This window comes from Nitratidesulfovibrio liaohensis (genome assembly GCF_011682075.1).
Classification (GTDB): domain Bacteria; phylum Desulfobacterota; class Desulfovibrionia; order Desulfovibrionales; family Desulfovibrionaceae; genus Cupidesulfovibrio; species Cupidesulfovibrio liaohensis.
The window spans coordinates 25785-39193 of record NZ_VSMK01000656.1 but is presented as its reverse complement, the minus strand read 5'-3'; the positions used below and the strand labels follow the sequence as shown (position 1 = coordinate 39193).

Annotated in this window: 13 protein-coding genes and 1 tRNA gene; 5 read left to right on the top strand and 9 right to left on the bottom strand. The window is 65.4% G+C overall.

Translation table 11 applies throughout. The annotated features are described in order from the left end of the window. The 3 genes from FVW27_RS17435 to FVW27_RS17425 all read right to left on the bottom strand — a co-directional run. Positions 1–853, bottom strand: an 853-nt coding sequence (locus tag FVW27_RS17435) for a DNA translocase FtsK 4TM domain-containing protein (RefSeq protein ID WP_208294865.1), incomplete at its 3' end; no start/stop codon positions are given. A 149-nt stretch (positions 854–1002) separates the two neighbouring features. Further along, complete coding sequence (gene efp, locus FVW27_RS17430; RefSeq protein ID WP_167127613.1) at positions 1003–1560, bottom strand: elongation factor P; 558 nt, start codon at positions 1558–1560, stop codon at positions 1003–1005. Between the two features lie 37 nt (positions 1561–1597). Continuing rightward, positions 1598–2080: a type II 3-dehydroquinate dehydratase gene (locus FVW27_RS17425; protein WP_167127610.1), complete on the bottom strand. Its 483-nt coding sequence runs from the start codon at positions 2078–2080 to the stop codon at positions 1598–1600. A gap of 268 nt (positions 2081–2348) precedes the next feature. On the opposite strand from FVW27_RS17425, the gene yihA reads away from it, so the two are divergent. After that, a complete protein-coding gene (yihA, locus tag FVW27_RS17420) occupies positions 2349–3089 on the top strand; it encodes a ribosome biogenesis GTP-binding protein YihA/YsxC (protein WP_167127607.1) in 741 nt (246 codons plus the stop codon). A gap of 201 nt (positions 3090–3290) precedes the next feature. Here the strand turns inward: yihA and FVW27_RS17415 are convergent, their stop codons facing one another. Genes FVW27_RS17415 through FVW27_RS17405 form a run of 3 tightly spaced genes read right to left on the bottom strand, consistent with a single transcriptional unit; the run spans position 3291 to position 5762 of the window. Further along, positions 3291–4376 (bottom strand): LptF/LptG family permease, encoded by a 1086-nt coding sequence (locus tag FVW27_RS17415; protein ID WP_167127604.1) that lies wholly within the window; start codon positions 4374–4376, stop codon positions 3291–3293. After that, positions 4373–5536 carry an LPS export ABC transporter permease LptF gene (gene lptF / locus FVW27_RS17410; protein WP_243838546.1) on the bottom strand — a complete coding sequence of 388 codons (1164 nt, stop codon included), beginning with the start codon at positions 5534–5536 and terminating at the stop codon, positions 4373–4375. The genes FVW27_RS17415 and lptF overlap by 4 nt, the downstream gene beginning before the upstream one ends. Before the next feature lie 28 nt (positions 5537–5564). Then, entirely contained in the window at positions 5565–5762 is a 198-nt protein-coding gene (locus FVW27_RS17405; RefSeq protein ID WP_167127601.1) for a hypothetical protein, read from the bottom strand. Positions 5763–6078: 316 nt separating this feature from the next. Here FVW27_RS17405 and FVW27_RS17400 point away from each other — a divergent pair, with 316 nt between their 5' ends. The 4 genes from FVW27_RS17400 to FVW27_RS17385 all read left to right on the top strand — a co-directional run bounded on the left by FVW27_RS17400 (position 6079) and on the right by FVW27_RS17385 (position 9371). After that, positions 6079–6876 carry an undecaprenyl-diphosphate phosphatase gene (locus FVW27_RS17400; protein WP_167127598.1) on the top strand — a complete coding sequence of 266 codons (798 nt, stop codon included), beginning with the start codon at positions 6079–6081 and terminating at the stop codon, positions 6874–6876. Positions 6877–7024: 148 nt separating this feature from the next. Beyond that, positions 7025–7101, top strand: a tRNA-Met gene (locus tag FVW27_RS17395). Positions 7102–7343: 242 nt separating this feature from the next. Next, entirely contained in the window at positions 7344–8666 is a 1323-nt protein-coding gene (locus FVW27_RS17390) for an Nramp family divalent metal transporter (protein WP_167127595.1), read from the top strand. Between the two features lie 189 nt (positions 8667–8855). After that, entirely contained in the window at positions 8856–9371 is a 516-nt protein-coding gene (locus FVW27_RS17385) for a hypothetical protein (RefSeq protein ID WP_167127592.1), read from the top strand. Positions 9372–9729: 358 nt separating this feature from the next. Here the strand turns inward: FVW27_RS17385 and FVW27_RS17380 are convergent, their stop codons facing one another. From FVW27_RS17380 to greA, 3 genes are all read right to left on the bottom strand, one after another. Continuing rightward, a complete protein-coding gene (locus tag FVW27_RS17380; RefSeq protein ID WP_167127629.1) occupies positions 9730–11241 on the bottom strand; it encodes an L-lactate permease in 1512 nt (503 codons plus the stop codon). 401 nt (positions 11242–11642) lie between these two features. After that, the gene (gene phoU, locus FVW27_RS17375; RefSeq protein ID WP_167127590.1) at positions 11643–12326 is read right to left on the bottom strand and encodes a phosphate signaling complex protein PhoU; all 684 of its coding nucleotides are present in this window, start codon (positions 12324–12326) and stop codon (positions 11643–11645) included. Between the two features lie 256 nt (positions 12327–12582). Further along, a complete protein-coding gene (greA, locus tag FVW27_RS17370; protein WP_167127587.1) occupies positions 12583–13065 on the bottom strand; it encodes a transcription elongation factor GreA in 483 nt (160 codons plus the stop codon). Positions 13066–13409 lie beyond the last annotated feature (344 nt).

Genomic DNA, 13409 nt, shown 5'->3' with positions numbered 1-13409 from the left:
GCCCGGCGGGCAGCGGCGCGGGGGTCACATCGACCACCTGGCCCTGCCTTGCCCCGCGCTTGCGGTTCCACAGGAACTGGAACACGCCCATGCCCGGCAGCCTCAGCCAGCGGGAAGCGCGCGCGGTGCTGGCCGCTGGGTCCGCAGGGTCCGCGGGATTTGGCAGACGGTCGTCGCCCCCCACGATCACCGGGCGGGGCATGGCGGGTTCCTTTGGGCTGCGCTGCGCGGAAATTTCCAGTCTTGCGGCGGGCTTTGCCTTGGGCGTCAGCCCTTCACGCAACCCTTGAAGGATGCGGCGGCCCATGGCCGACCAGGACAGGGCCAGCACCAGTTGGGCCGAGATAAGGAACAGGAACAGCCACACCAGCGCCGAGCCACGCGGGCTGAAATAGCGTGCCGCGAAGTTATGCAGGACGACACCGAAAAAACCGCCGCCGCCCACGTCGCCGACGGACAGGTTCCACCCCGCGCCCATGGTGGCCACGCACGCGCCCAGCAGGATCAACCCCAGCCAGCGCCACCACGGCACATCAAAGGGGATGACCACGTAGCGCGCGCCGATCCCCATGAAGCCGAACGGCCACAGGAACGCGGAAAAGCCAAAGAGATCCACCAGGATGCCGCCGATATACGAGCCGAACAACCCCGCGCTGTTGCGCACCTGCGTGGCATTGCTGACCACGTGGTTCAGGCTGGGATCGCGAGCGTCGAAGGTGGCGAGGCTGAGCAACAGCAGCAGCCCCCAGAAGATGAGGAAGAGCCCGAAAAGTTCGCGGGCCAGTTTGTTGCCGTCCGTGGCGGCACCCTCCTGATTGTCGCGGAGTGCGTATTGGCGCGGGGCGGCCCGCAAGGAAAAGGGATATGACCGTATCGGCCATATCCCTTACCGTACTCGTGGGTTTCCGTCCACACGGCCCCGTCGCACCGGACTGGCGACCATGGCCGCCATCCGCCTCGGAGGGGGGTGAAGTGCCCCAGGGGGCCGTGCGCGAAACCGGGCTATTCGCGGCCCAGATATTCGCGGGTGCGGGTATCGACCTTCACGCGGTCGCCGATGTTCACGAAGATGGGCACGCCGATGACGATGCCGGTTTCCAGCGTGGCGGGCTTTGTCACGTTGCTCACGGTGTCGCCCTTGGCGCCGGGTTCGGTGTCGGTCACTTCCAGCACCAGGGACACGGGCAGGTCGATGTCCAGCGGCTTGCCGTTGTACAGCAGCACGCGCACCTGCTGGGCTTCCTTGAGGAAGCCGGCCTTGCCGTCGGTGGTGTCTTCCGCGATGTGCAGCTGTTCGTAGGTGGTCAGGTCCATGAATACGAGATCGTCGCCTTCACGGTACAGGTACTGCATTTCACGGGTTTCCATGTCGGGGCGGCCCACCTTTTCGCCGGAGCGGAAGGTGTTGTCCACCACGCGGTCGTTCAGCAGGTTGCGCAGCTTGGTGCGCACCATGGCGCCGCCCTTGCCGGGCTTGAAATGCTGGAACTCGACGATTTCGAAGGGCGTGCCGTCGATTTCGATCTTGAGACCCTTCCTGAAATCGGTGGTTGAATACATGAAGCCTCCGGAGTGATGTTCGTAGGGATATGCGGCGCTACACCGGGGTCGCGGCGGGCGACTGCCGGGCATCCAGATGCAGCACCAGCGCCTGCACGGCGAGCGCGTAGCTGGTGATGCCGAAGCCCGCCACCACGCCGATGACGTGGCGGCCGATGTAGCTCTTCTGGCGCAGCGGTTCGGACCGCGCCAGCACGTTGCTGAGATGCACCTCGACGCAGGGCAGCCCGATCCAGGCCAGGCAGTCGGCCAGGGCAAGGCTGGTGTGGGTGTACGCGCCCGCGTTCAGCACCACGCCGTCCACGCCGTCGCGCCGGGCCTGTTCCAGCCGGTCGATGAGCGCGCCTTCGCCGTTGGACTGGAAGAACTCCAGTTCCACGCCGCTGGCGCCAGCGCCCAGCACCTGCCCCACCAGGCCGGGCACGGCATCCATGCCCACGCTGCCGTAGATGTCGGGCTGGCGCACGCCCAGCGCGCCCAGATTGGGGCCGTTCAGCACCAGTATGCGGTAGCGGGCCATGCGGCGTCCTTTGTGCGGTTGGCGGCGCGGGGCCGGTTGTTGGGAGCGTGGCCGGTTGCGACGGAACGGGGATGGGCCGGACTGGACACCATGCGCCCGCATCGGGTAACAGGATATTTTTTCCCAACGGCGGCTTGTTGTCAACAATGAAGCCACGCCGGGCTCCATGCTCCGGCAGCCGCCCCACGTCATGCCCGACAGGCCCCCATCATGCCGTCCATCGGGTCTACCCCCAGCCACACGGCGCCCGGCGCCATCGGATACGACCATGCAACCAGTGCTTGAACTTGAAGCCACCGTCTACACCCTTGAACAGATGCGCGCCTTCGACGCGCCGCAGATAGCCCTTGCCGGGCGCTCCAACGTGGGCAAATCCTCGCTCGTCAACGCCCTGGCCCGCCGCAAGGCGCTGGCCAAGATCAGCGCCACCCCCGGCAAGACGCGTTCCATCAACTATTACCGCGTGAAGCCCGACGGCTTCTACGTGGTGGACCTGCCCGGCTACGGCTACGCCAAGTGCAGCAAGGAAGAACGCCAGAAGTGGGCAGAGCTCATCGAACGCTACCTGAGCACCTGCCCCACCCTGAAGGCCCTGACCGTGCTGCTGGACAGCCGCCTGGAGCCGCAGCAACTGGACCTGGACCTGACCTCGTTCGCCCGCAAGAGCGGCATCACCCTGCTGCCGGTGCTGACCAAGGCCGACAAGTGCTCCCAGCGCGAACGCGCCGAGCGCCAGCGGCAGTGGCGCGACATCCTGGGGGGCATTGCCCCGCTGGTGGTGTCCGCCAAGACGGGCATGGGCGTGGACAACCTGTGGGCGTCACTGCGCAAGGTGGTTACCGTGGGCGAAGTGCGGGGGTCCGCTCTTCTGGATCCCTTCGGCAGCGCCAAACGCGACGTGCCGCTGGCGGATGCCGCGTCTCAGGGCCGCGCCGCCGCTCATCCTGACGCCGCCGTGGATGCTCCGGCCCCGCGCCCTGCTTCCGAATCCGACGCAACCGGGGAGTGAACCGACCTCCGTCCCGTCTGCCCGATTCTGTTCAGCCCTGTCAGCCCTGTCAGTCCTGTCCCACCCTGTTCCGTTCTGTTCGGGCTGCGGTGGCCCTGATTCGTCCAGGCCTGCTCGTCTTTCCTCCGAACGGCACGGCGCCCCGTCATGTCATGCATGCCGGGGCGCCGTTCATTGGTGCTGTTTCGTCCTGTTGCCGGATCACCCGGCCTTGAAGCGTGGTTTCAGCACCCATGCCAGCCGGATCAGGGCAATGCCCCCGATCAGCCCGTTGGATCCCCAGGCGGCCAGCGGCGGCGTGACGATGCCCTTCTGACCCAACGTGCCGCCCACCGTGAACATGGTGTAGAACAGAAAGGTGATGATCAGGGCAAGGCCGATGCACAGGTAGATGTTGTCGCGCCAGGTCACCACGGCGGCGGCCACCATGGCCATGACCACCAGCGAGGCGGCGTAGGCCAGCTTCATGTGCCACGCAGTGCGCACCCCTTCCACGTTGGAGCCGGATGCGGACAGCCGGTCGATGGCGTCGCCCAGTTGCCACAAGGGCAGCCGCGAGGGGTCGGCGTTGCGCGCGGTGATCAGGAAGGCCTGCACGTCCTGCCGCAGATGCAGTGACAGGGTATCCTGACGGGTGCTGAGATACCCCGTAGGGTCGAATACGGTCACGTCGCGCAGTTCCCAATTTTCATTGCCGGCCGTGAACGATGCAGCGCGAATCACCCGGGCGATGGTCAGGCCGTCGGCGGACAATTCGTAGGCGGCAAGGTCGGTTCCCGTCCCCTTGGCCGGTACCACTTCCGCCAGGTTGACCACGTAGGGGCCGTCAGTGAACCAAACGTTGCGCAGGGTGGCCGTGGCCTCGGTCTTGCCGCGCACGTCCTCGCTCCAGATGCGTGCGGCCTCCACCTCGCCGGAAACGCCCAGCACCTGCGAGAAGCCAAGCTGCACCACGGCCCAGACCACGCCGCAGAATACCAGGTTGCGGGCCACCCGCCCCATGGATATGCCGCCAGCCTGCAAGGCGACGAGTTCGCGCCCGCGCGACATCAGGCAGAGCTGGGCCAGGGTGGCCAGCAGGAACACGGCGGGCAGGATCTGCGAGATGATCAGCGGCGTCTTGGCCACGAAATACCAAGCGGCCACACCGAAGCTCACCCCAGCTTCCAGAAAGTCGTCCAGCCTGTCGAACAGGTCGGACAGGATGTACAGCCCGGTGCCGATGGCCAGGGTGGGGAGGATCAGCGTCAGGTTGTTGCGGAACAGGTAGCGCGAAAGCAGGCTCATGCGGACGCCCTTTTGCGCCGCAGGGCGAGCCGGCTGTGCGAGAACAGGCTGACCACGGCGGGCGTGCGCTCGTGCGCGGCCAGACGCAGCCCCCACAGCCCGGTGGCCAGGAACAGGGCGTTGGGCATCCACAGGCCCACCACCGGCGGGATGGTGCCCGCCTCGCCCGTGGTCAGTCCGAACGAGAGCAGGCTGTAGTAGACCAGGAACATCAGCAGTGCCAGCACTACGCCGAACTGGCGGTGCAGCCCTTCGAAGGCGCAGGCCAGCGGCATGGCGAACAGCCCCAGCACCAGGCAGGCCGCCGGGAATACCCAGCGCTTGTGCAGTTCAACCGCCACCTTGCGCAGGTACTTGTCGCCCAGCGAGGCATTGGCCTCGTCCTGGGGCAACGCCCGCAACTGCGACCAGGACAGCTCCTTGGGCTTGATCTCCCCAAGGTCCAGCCCCTTGAACATCTGCCCCAGATCGATGCGCACCACGTACTCGCCAAAGCCCAGCACGGATACCTGCTGCCCTTCGGTCTTGTACAGGCGGCCGTTCTGCAGGCGGAACAGCAACTCGCCGCGCGCCTCGTCGGTGGCGATGTCGCCGGTGGGCGCCAGAATGGTCAGGGTGGCGTCCTTGCGCGAACGGTCCTCCACGATGACCTGCGACAGTCTGCTGTCGGCGGGGTCCACCTGGCGGGCAAACAGGGTAAGTCCGGGAATGTCCTTGTTGAACACGCCGGGTTGCACCACCACGCGGGCGCGACTGTTGGCGATTTCCATGACCGTGGCGCGGAAGTGCGACATGCCCCAGGCCAGCCCCTGCAACGAGATGCCCAGGGTCAGCAGGGTGCACAGCACGCAGAACAGCACCGGCGCGGCCAGCATCTGGTACAGGCTGACGCCGCCCGCCTTGAGGGCGATGAGTTCGCGGTCGGTGCTCATGCGCAGAAAGGTCAGGAATACGCTGAGCATGCACGCCACCGGTACCACCAGCAGCATGAAGAACGGGGTCAGATAGACGAACAGCAGCACCGCGTCGGCAAGGCCGAGATCCAGCCCCAGAAAGAGTTCGCGCAGTTGCAGGCCCCGGCCGATGAGGACCAGGGTGAGCAGCGAGCCCAGACAGAGCAGGAACAGGTGCAGCAGTTCGCCAAACAGCTGGCGCTGCAACAGGGTATTGAGACGGAGGGACAGAGGGTTATTCCTGTATGTGGTCGTTGTGGCAGTTGCGGAACAGGTCCAGCAGCATTTCGGTTTCCATGGGGCCGAGGTTGAACCGCGCGCCCGCCTCGTCCACGATGTCGGTCAGGGGACGGGACGGTTGCTCGGCACGGTGTTCCGCCACCCAGGCGGCGGCGCGCTTTACCAGTTCGCTGTGCGGAATGACGGTGGTCATGGTCCCCCCTGGCGGGTTTGCGGAGCGGCATGGTTGCAGGCGATGGTCTTGGCGGCCAGTCGACATCCAGTCTAGAGTCAGTCGGAGGCCAGAAGGCTTGCGGCCGTTCGCGCGGCGTGGAATTTACATCAACCACGACGGGGTTGCAACTCGCCGGTCCATGCGGTATCCCCGCGCAATCCGGCGTATCGGCCTTGCGCAATCCTGCGCGCTTTTTCGCGCCTTGCCGCGCCCGGCCGAGTCTTTCCGTGCTCTGCCCGCGCGGGGCTGCGCCTCCACCCCCAGCCGCACGGCCGCTCCAGGCCGAACACCATCCATGCACGACATCATCTCCGCCGTCCTGCTCGGCATCGTCGAAGGGCTGACAGAATTCCTGCCGGTGTCCTCCACCGGGCACCTGATCATCGCGGGCGACCTGCTGGGCTTCACCGGGCCCAAGGCGGCCACCTTCGAGGTGGTCATCCAACTCGGGGCCATCCTGGCAGTGGTCGTGCTGTACTGGGACCGCTTCTGGGGGCTGCTGCGACCAAAACCGTACGTGCGCTTTGCCGGGGTGCGCGGCATCGTGCTGCTGGGCATCACCTCGCTGCCCGCCAGCCTGCTGGGCCTTGCGACGCATCATTACATCAAGGATCACCTGTTCAGCCCCGCCACCGTGGCCCTGGCCCTGGGCGTGGGCGCCGTGGCCATGCTGCTGGTGGAGCGGCGCAAACACCGCCCCGTGTACATGGACCTGGACGACATGACCCCGGCGCTGGCGCTGGGCATCGGGCTGTTCCAGTGTCTGGCCCTGTGGCCGGGGTTCTCGCGCTCTGCCGCCACCATCATGGGTGGCATGCTGCTGGGCGCGCGACGCGGCCTGGCCGCCGAGTATTCGTTCATTGCGGCGGTGCCCATCATGTTTGCGGCAACGGGCTATGATCTGCTCAAGAGCCATGCCCTGTTCACCAGCGCGGACATTCCCTTCTTCGCCACCGGATTCGTGGTGTCGTTCCTGGCCGCGTGGGTGGCCGTGAAGGTGTTCATCGGGCTCATGGGCCGGGTGACCCTGGCCCCCTTTGCCTGGTACCGGCTGGCCGTGGCCCCGCTGGTGTTCTGGTTCATGGTCAACTGACGCCGTGTGGGGCGGGCGCAATGCCGCGCCGGGCGTGGTTGCGCGGACTTTTTCAAAAAGCCGCCAAAAAACGCTTGCCAAGGCACCCCGTGTCCGGTAGAGAAACCATCCGTCGCAACGGGAACGAGTCCCGAGCGGCACTGGACTTGGCAAGGTAGCTCAGTTGGTTAGAGCATGCGGTTCATACCCGCAGTGTCGGGGGTTCAAATCCCTCCCTTGCTACCAAGAATACGAAAGGCCCTGTGGACACAGGGCCTTTTTTCGTTTTTCCGCTCCTCTCTCCCGTCACGGTCGTCACGCCCCGCCCTTCCTTCCGGACACCCTGCCCGCCCGGTCCGTTTCGGCTCCGCCGCGCCATGGTCTCTCACTGTCGGCGCGGCGTGCACCGGGCGCCTTGATGACGCACCCCGCGCGCCGTGCTAGTCTGCCTGCATTGGCAACCTTCTTTCCCATGCCCAGAGGCACTCATGCAGACCGCCCCCCCTTCACGCAGCACCCCCGCCAGCCATCGCGTGGGCAGCCTGATGGACCGCCTGAAGGACGTCCTGTCCACGTCGGAATGCCGATCATGCGCATCCGCCCGCGAATTCCTGCGCTACGTGGGACCGGGGTTGCTGGTCACCGTGGGGTTCATCGACCCCGGCAACTGGGCCTCCAACGTCAGCGCCGGAGCGCAATTCGGCTACTCGCTGCTGTGGATGGTCACGCTGTCCACGGTCATGCTCATCCTGCTCCAGCACAACGCCGCGCATCTGGGGATAGCCACCGGGCTGTGCCTGTCCGAGGCGGCCACCACCCATCTGCCGCGCTCCGTTTCCGTTTTCGTGCTGGGGTCTGCCGTGGCGGCGTCCGTGGCCACGGCCCTGGCGGAACTGCTGGGGGCGGCCATCGCCCTGCGCATGCTGTTCGGCCTGCCGCTGGGGGCGGGCACGGTGCTGACCATGGCCGTGGTCTGCGTGTTGCTGCTGACCAACTCCTACACCCGCATCGAACGCTGGATCGTGGGGTTCGTATCGCTCATCGGCATCTCGTTCCTGTACGAGCTGACTCTGGTGCCGGTGGACTGGCGCGCCGCCGCGCACGGCTGGGTGACGCCCTCCATTCCGCCCGGCGCGCTGGTGGTGGTCATGAGCGTGCTGGGGGCCGTGGTCATGCCGCACAACCTGTTCCTGCACTCCGAGGTCATCCAGAGCCGCCAGTGGAACCTCGAGGACGCCGTGGTGATCAAGCGGCAACTGCGCTACGAGTACCTGGACACCCTGTTTTCCATGCTGGTGGGCTTTGCCATCAACAGCGGCATGATCCTGCTGGCGGCGGCCGCATTTTTCAGCCATGGCCTTCAGGTGGACGAACTGGAGCAGGCCTGTGCCCTGCTTTCGCCCTTGCTGGGCGGGGCGGCGTCCACGGTGTTCGCACTGGCGCTGCTGTTCGCGGGGCTTTCGTCCAGCGTCACGGCGGGCATGGCCGGGGGCAGCATCTATGCCGGCATGTTCGGCGAGCCCTACGCCATCAAGGACAAGCACACCCGGTGGGGTGTGGGCATCACCCTGGGGGCGGCAGCCCTGATCATCACCGCCATAGACGACCCGCTGAAGGGTCTGGTGTATTCGCAGGTGGCCCTTTCCATGCAGCTTCCGTTGACGGTGCTGCTGCAACTGTACCTTACGTCCAGCCGCAGGGTGATGGGCCAGTACGCCAATCCGCCGTCCACGCGGGCCATGCTGTGCTGCATAGCGCTCATTGTAATCGGGCTCAACGCCCTCTTGCTGCGGGAACTGTTTTTCGGTTAGAGCTACGCGTCGCCGATGGATTGGTTGCCAGCGGTGCCGTTCTCCCGTCTCAATTCCTTACCCCATTCACCCCATTCATCTTTGACCAGCACAGGCGCGACCTTGTCCCACGAAACTTCTCGCACGGGCCGCATGCCCGGCGGCCCCGCAGGCTCCGCCACCCCTGAAGACCAGCTTCCCGGACACCCCATGCACAAGTGGATACGCCTTGCCTTCGAACTGCTGCCATTGCAGGTTTTCGCCATCGCCTCGCGACTGGCGGGCGACGATCCCGAGCAGGCGCTGCTGCCCTACGGTCTTGGCGCGCTGTGCGCCGCGCTGTGCATGGCCGTGCTGATGTGGCGGCGCATTCTGCTTGACCGGCTGCTGCTGGGGGTGAACATTTCCATCATGCTGGGCGGGCTTGGCCTGTACGCACGCACGCCGGGCCTTGCGCACATGCTGGCCGACCTGCGCGCGGCGGGCGTGTTCGTGATCATCCTGCTCACGGCGGGGGTCACCTATCTGGCCCGCCCCAGCGCCCTGCTGGACATGCCGCGCGGCAACGCGGAACCGTGGGACCGCTACATGCTGTACGCCACCTTTGCCGCCTTCGTGCTGGCCTTCATCACTCGCTCGCAGCCGCTGATTTCCGGCATGCTGCTGGCGGCACTGTTCATCGTGCGCGGCAGCCTGCAACAGGCTGCCCACAACGCGCACCAGTAAGCACGCCCTTCGCGCTGCAGGCGCCCTGTCGCCACCGCACGGCCGTCTCCATGGAGGCGGCCGTTTTCATGTGTGCCCGCCTTCGCTGGCGGTTCATACCTTTCCCTTTTCTTCCGACGTTCGTTGATCACGCCCGCCGTGGCGCATCGTGCCCTCCCCCGCCGGGCCGCGATCGGACTTTTCCCACCCGCCCTGCTCTTGCTCTATGGCTCCTTCGCGCACGCCAACGCTGGCGCAACACCACAAGACCGCGAGGCATGTTGGGGCGGCAAACCCCAGCCCTTTCTTCATTCCGCAAAGAAAAAGGGGGCGTCCGAAGACGCCCCCCCTGCAGGGTCAGGTCGGTCGAGTGCCGTGCCTACAGCAGGTGCAGGTACGGAATGGCCACGTAGACCAGGGTGCCGAGCACCAGCACATAGCCCACGCACACGGCCAGGGTGCGGTTCATGATGCGCCCTTCGTAGCCGGTAAGGCCGGTGGCGGCAGTGGCCACGGCGATGGACTGGGGCGAGATCATCTTGCCCGCGGTGGCGCCGGCGGCAGAGGCGGACACGATCCACGTGCTGTCGATGCTGATGCGATTGGCCACTTCCATCTGCAACTGGCCGAAGAGCACGTTGGACGAGGTGTCGCTGCCGGTGACGAAGGTGCCAAGTGCGCCGAGCAGCGGCGAGATGAACGGAAAGTAGCTGCTGGTGGAATCGGCCACGGCGATGGCGATGGTGTTGATCATGCCGCTGGTGGCCATGACCTTGGCCAGCGCCACGATGGAAACCACGGTGATGCCCGAGTACACCAGCTTCTTGGCGGTGCTGCCGAGCACGCCGGTGATCTCGCGCACCTTCACGCCCTGGATCATGCCGCCGATGTAGGTGGCGATGATGATCAGCGCGCCGGGGGTGGCGATCCACTTGAAGGTGAAGGGATTGTCGCCGTAGATGCGCACGGTGGTCTTCACGGCGCCCAGGGCGTCGCGGATGGCCGGGAACAGGTTGCTGCACAGGATGATGAAGGCGAACACCAGAATGTACGGCAGCCAGGCCTTCACCTTTTCGGCGGCGGGAATGGGATCGACCTGTGCGGCGGTGTCGCGGTGGAACAGGCGCGCCCAGACGATGGTGGCGATCATGCTGCACACGCTGCCGATGAGGCACGGCAGTTCGGCGCCCATGTACTTTGCGGTGTACAGCTGCGGAAAGGCGAAGGCCAGGCCGGAAACCAGGGTGGCCCAGAACACGCCCTTGATGCCCTTGAACCCGGAGGTAAGGATGACCAGCAGGTAGGTGATCAGGATGATGAACACGAACAGCTGCAACGCGGTGTAGTAGCTGATGGTCTCCACCGGCAGGCCGGTGACGCCCGCCATGGTCACGATGGGAATGCCGATGGCCCCGAAGGCCGTGGGCACGGTGTTGGCCACCAGGCAGATCACCGCGGCGAACATGGGCTGAAAGCCCATGGCGGCAAGGATGCTGGCGGGAATGGCCACGGCGGTGCCGTATCCGGCCACGCCCTCGAGAAAGCCGCCGAAGCCCCAGGCCACGATGAGTACCAGCAGGCGCTTGTCGGTGGTGATGGACGAGAGCATGCGGGTGATCACGTCCATGCTGCCGGTGTGGCGGGCAAGGTTGTAGGTGAACACGGCGGCGATGATCACGATCATGATGGGCCACAAGGCCATGGCCGCCCCTTCAAGCGCGGCGGAAAGGGCCATGACGGCGGGCATCTTCCACCAGCCGAACACGGCAAGGGCCAGCGTGCAGACCAGCGTGAGCGCACAGGTGCGATAGGCTGGCAGCTTGAGCACGACAAGCGAGAAGATCAGCCAGACGATGGGGGCGAGCGCTGCCGCCAATTGCAGATAATCCATGGACGCCATTGTGGGATGCACCTCCGAAGTGAGCGTTCACACTATCCGGCATGTCCTCACGCCATGCCGAATGCATTGGTTGGTCAAGCAATGAGCGGGGTGGTAGCATTTCGACCTGACAGCGTCAAGATTCGGGGTAGGCATTTTCCATGAAGTTGCGGCGCGTGCGCGATGTGTAGTGCTGCACTCATCATGCCGTGTGCTTACTGTACAGACGGCGGCGCAAGCATTTCGGAGAATATGCAGAATCAATTGCCAGTCATGAATGTATTGCTGTGGGAATATTCGTCGCAAACAGGAACGGCTCCGGAGCATGTGCATCCGAAGCCGTTTCATTGTGACTGTTGCGTGGGGTGTTGGCAGTTCAAGTCATGCGTGGTGCATGAAAGTGCACCAAAGCATTATGCCGGTTCGTCATCGTCGAAGTGGCTGTGCTTGGCGTTGACGCCGCGCACGGCGAAAAACACGCTCTCGCCGATGTTGGTGGAAAGGTCGCCGATGCGTTCCAGCCTGCGGCAGATGATCAGGAACGACAGCGCCGCCTCGATCTTTTCGGGGTTGGACTTCATGTGCTGCACAACCCTGAGGGTGAGCTGGCGCAACCCGCAGTCCACGCCTTCGTCCAACTCGGCCAGCCTGCGGCCCAGGTCGGGGTCCATGTCCACCACGCACTGCACCGCCTGGTGCACCATGTTGCGCACCAGCGGCACGAAGGCCTTGAAGTCCTCGTCGAAGGGCAGCGGAGGCAATGCCACCAGGGGCATGGTGCGTTCGGCGATGTTGGCGGCCTCGTCGGCCATGCGCTCGATGTCGTTGGCAATGCGCATGGTGGCCAGCACGGTGCGCAGGTCTTGCGCCAGTGGCCCTTCGCGGGCCAGAAGGCGCATGCCCATTTCGTCGATGCAGGTTTCCATCTCGTTGATGGCGTGGTCGTGTGCGGCGACGGTCCAGGCCTTGGCCTCGTCGCGGTGGCAATAGGCGTCAATGCAGCTGTCGATGGCCTGCTCCACCGTTGCGAGCATGGCCAACAGCTTGTGGCGCAAGGCGTCGAGACGTTCGGTGGTCAGGTTGCGGGCGGGGGCCATGGCGCACTCCTTCCGTTGGGGGGGCCGCATGTCGGATGCGGCTCCGCATGTGCTTTCTTTCACGTGGATCATGCCATTTTTCACGCCGGGGCGAAACCCCCTGCGCGTGGGGTTTTCCGGCTGACGCGGGCTGTCGCCTGCAAGGCGCCGGAACCGTATGCGGCAATGGGCACTTCGCCGGGCAACGCCGCTCTGACGAAAGCGCCCCGGCGGGTGGGCCGGGGCGCATGGAGTACAGCGGATGGCGGGCCCGGCGCTAGCGGCGCGCGCCCTCGAAGGCGATGGAAATGATCTCGTAGCTGATGCGGCCACGCGGGGCATCGACCACGATCTCGTCGCCTTCTTCCTTGCCCAGCAGCGCTCGCGCCACCGGCGAAAGCACGGAAATGGTCCCCTGTGCGTAATCGGCCTCGTCCGGGCCGAGCAGCGTGTAGCGCTTGGATTCGCCGCTGTCGAGATCCTCGATTTCCACGGTGGCGCCAAACATCACCTTGTCACCGGACAGGCTGTCCAGATTGATGACGTTGAACTGGGCCATGCGCGATTCGATGTACGAGATGCGGGCTTCGAGCATGCCCTGCCGTTCGCGGGCGGCGTCATACCCGGCGTTTTCTTTCAGATCGCCTTCTTCGCGGGCTTCCTTGATGGCCTGGATGATCGCCGGGCGTTCCGACTTCAGGCGTTCCAGTTCCTTCATCAGTCGATCGTAGCCTTCGGTGGAGATGGGGATGCTGCTCATGCTCGTTCCTTGAAATATCTGGGCATGGTCTGTTACCGGGCAAAAAGAAAGTGTCCCGCCGACGGGGCAAACCCCGCGCAGCGGCACAGTTCGGTACCGTCATCCGACGGCATGCTCAACAATATAGGCCAGCCGGGCGCGCCGGTCAAGATGCCGAGAGGCGGCAACAGGCCCGCTGGCCGCCGCGCAAAGCCATGTGGTCGGCGGCTTGCGCCGGATTGCGCCGGACTGCACTGGGCGGTGCCGGATTGGCAGGCACGTGACATGCCGTGCGGGGCTGGCCCGGCATGGGAATGAAGGCCAGGGTTGACCGTGCGCGAAACCTGCGGCATCGTCAGAATGGA